General features: G+C 65.3%; 2 protein-coding genes. Both read right to left on the reverse strand.

The genetic code is table 11. The annotated features are described in order from the left end of the window. Positions 1-295 (reverse strand): TIM barrel protein (locus VGH54_RS22140; protein ID WP_331514245.1); only part of this gene is annotated, 295 nt, incomplete at its 3' end. 80 nt (positions 296-375) lie between these two features. Further along, positions 376-3027 (reverse strand): DNA-directed RNA polymerase subunit beta' (gene rpoC, locus VGH54_RS22145; protein WP_331514246.1); only part of this gene is annotated, 2652 nt, incomplete at its 5' end.

Genomic DNA, 3027 nt, shown 5'->3' on the forward strand with positions numbered 1-3027 from the left:
GGCCGCCGTGCACGATGACCGCAGCGGCGCCGATGTCGGCTGCCGCGTCACAGGTCTGCTGCAGGATCTTGCGCGACGGGATCCGCACTCGGTTGTTCGCCGAGGCGACGTTGATCAGGTACGGAGCGTGCACGTAGATCGGCAGCGCCGCGGCCTTGAGTTCCGCGGCGTCGTCACGCGGTTTGGGCGCCTTCCAGCTCTGCGGGTTGCCGAGACAGATCTGCACGACATCGGCATTCTCGGCCGCGGCGGTGGCCAGCGGATCCTGCGGGCTGATATGTGAACCGATAAGCACGTCGGCCAGTCTAGTGAGGGCAGGAGACAGGCTCACGAAAAAGCCCCGGGCGTGAACCCGGGGCTTTTTCGTTTTGTTGACTAGCGGTAGTCGGAGTAGCCGTAGTCGTCCAGCGGAACCGCGGCTCCGGTCGCCTGGCCGAAGTCCGGGCTGTAGTACTGATCCTCGTAGGACGGGATCGTGTACGCGGCGGCGCGGGCTTCCTCGGTCGGCTGCACCTGGATGTTGCGGTACCGGTTGATACCGGTACCGGCCGGGATCAGCTTTCCGATGATCACGTTCTCCTTCAGACCCTGCAGCTTGTCGCTGCGGCAGTTGATCGCCGCATCGGTCAGCACGCGTGTGGTCTCCTGGAACGACGCCGCGCTCAGCCACGAGTCGGTGGCCAGCGACGCCTTGGTGATACCCATCAGCACCGGACGGCCGGCGGCGGGCTCGGTGCCCTCGGCCACAACCCGGCGGTTGGACGCCTCGAACTCGGCACGGTCGATCAGCGAGCCGGGCAGGAACTCCGTCGAGCCCGAGTCGATGATGGTCACCCGGCGCAGCATCTGCCGGACGATCACCTCGATGTGCTTGTCGTGGATCGACACACCCTGGGCGCGGTAGACCTCCTGGACCTCGTTGGTCAGGTGGATCTGCACCTCGCGGGGGCCCTGCACGCGCAGCACCTCGTGCGGGTCGGCCGAGCCTTCCATCAGCTGCTGGCCCACCTCGACATGGTCGCCGTCGGAAAGCAGCCGCTCGGAGCCGTCCTCGTGCTTGAACACCCGCAGGCGCTGACGCTTGGACAGCTTGTCGTAGACCACTTCCTCGCCACCATCGTCAGGAACGATGGTGATCTTGTAGAAGCGCTCGCCGTCCTCCAGGTGCACCCGTCCGGTGACGTCGGCGATCGGTGCCTTACCGCGCGGCACGCGGGCCTCGAACAGCTCCTGCACCCGGGGCAGACCGCCGGTGATGTCCTCACCGACACCACCCTGGTGGAAGGTACGCATGGTCAGCTGCGTGCCGGGCTCACCAATCGATTGGGCCGCAACGATACCCACGGCTTCACCGATGTCGACCAGCTTGCCGGTGGCCATCGAGCGTCCGTAGCAGGTCGCACACACACCGGTACCGGTGGTGCAGGTCAGCACGGAGCGGACCTTGACCTGCGTGATGCCGGCCGCCAGCAGCGCCTCGATCTGCGGGTCACCCAGATCCTCGCCACGAGCGACAACAACGTTGCCCTTCTCGTCGACCGCGTCGGTACCCAAAGTCCGTGCGTAGGCCGAGGTTTCGATGTGCGGGTCACGGATCAGCGTGCCGTCGGGCTGACGCTCGGCCAGCTCGACGAGGATGCCACGCTCGGTACCGCAGTCGGTCTCGCGGACGATGACATCCTGGCTCACGTCGACCAGACGACGGGTCAGGTAACCCGAGTCTGCGGTGCGCAATGCGGTGTCCGCCAGACCCTTCCGCGCGCCGTGGGTGTTGATGAAGTACTCCAACACCGTCAGGCCTTCACGGAACGACGACTTGATCGGCCGCGGGATGAACTCACCCTTCGGGTTGGTCACCAGACCCTTCATGCCGGCCAGCGTCCGCGTCTGGGTGAAGTTACCGGTGGCACCCGAGTCGACGATCGTGATGATCGGGTTGTCGGCCGGGTAGTGCTCCCGCAGCGCCTCACCAACCTCGTCGGTGGCTTCCTTCCAGATCTCCACCAAGGCCTCGTTGCGTTCGTCGTGGTTCAAAGCACCACGCTGGAACTGCTTTTCGACCTTGTCGGCGCGCTCTTCGTAGGCGTCGAGGATCTCGGCCTTGTTCGGCGGCACAAGCACGTCGGCCATCGAGACGGTGACACCCGATCGGGTGGCCCAGTGGAAGCCGGCGTCCTTGAGCTTGTCGACGGTCTGAGCGACCACGATCATCGGGTAGCGCTCGGCCAGGTCGTTGATGATGGCAGCCTGCACCTTCTTGTGCATCTGCTTGTCCACGAACGGGTACGCCACCGGGAGCAACTCGTTGAAGAGCACCCGGCCCAGCGTGGTTTCGGCGAGCCAGGAATCGCCTGGACGCCAACCGTTTTGACCGAAGCGTTCGGTTTCGATCTCGACAGGCGGACGCAGCTGGGTCAGCCGCACCTTGATCTTGGCACGCACGCTCAACGCGCCGCGGTCCATCGCCATGATGGCCTCGGACGGTGAGGCGTACACACCCGACTCCGGACGGTCCTTGGCGGCCGGCTGGTATTCGCCCTTGTCACCGGCGATCTCGGTGGTCAGGAAGTACAACCCGGTCACCATGTCCAGTCGCGGCATGGCCAGCGGGCGACCCGAAGCCGGCGAGAGGATGTTGTTGCTCGACAGCATCAAGATGCGGGCCTCGGCCTGCGCCTCGGCGCTCAGCGGCAGGTGCACGGCCATCTGGTCACCGTCGAAGTCGGCGTTGAACGCCTCACACACCAACGGGTGCAGCTGAATAGCCTTGCCCTCCACCAGCTGTGGCTCGAAGGCCTGGATGCCGAGGCGGTGCAGAGTCGGTGCGCGGTTCAGCAGCACCGGGTGCTCGGCGATGACCTCTTCGAGCACGTCCCACACCTGCGGACGCTGACGCTCGACCATGCGCTTGGCGCTCTTGATGTTCTGCGCGTGGTTGAGGTCCACGAGTCGCTTCATCACGAACGGCTTGAACAGCTCGAGCGCCATCAGCTTGGGCAGACCACACTGGTGCAGCTTGAGCTGCGG

Origin of the sequence: Mycobacterium sp. (genome assembly GCF_036488105.1) — a bacterium.
Classification (GTDB): domain Bacteria; phylum Actinomycetota; class Actinomycetes; order Mycobacteriales; family Mycobacteriaceae; genus Mycobacterium.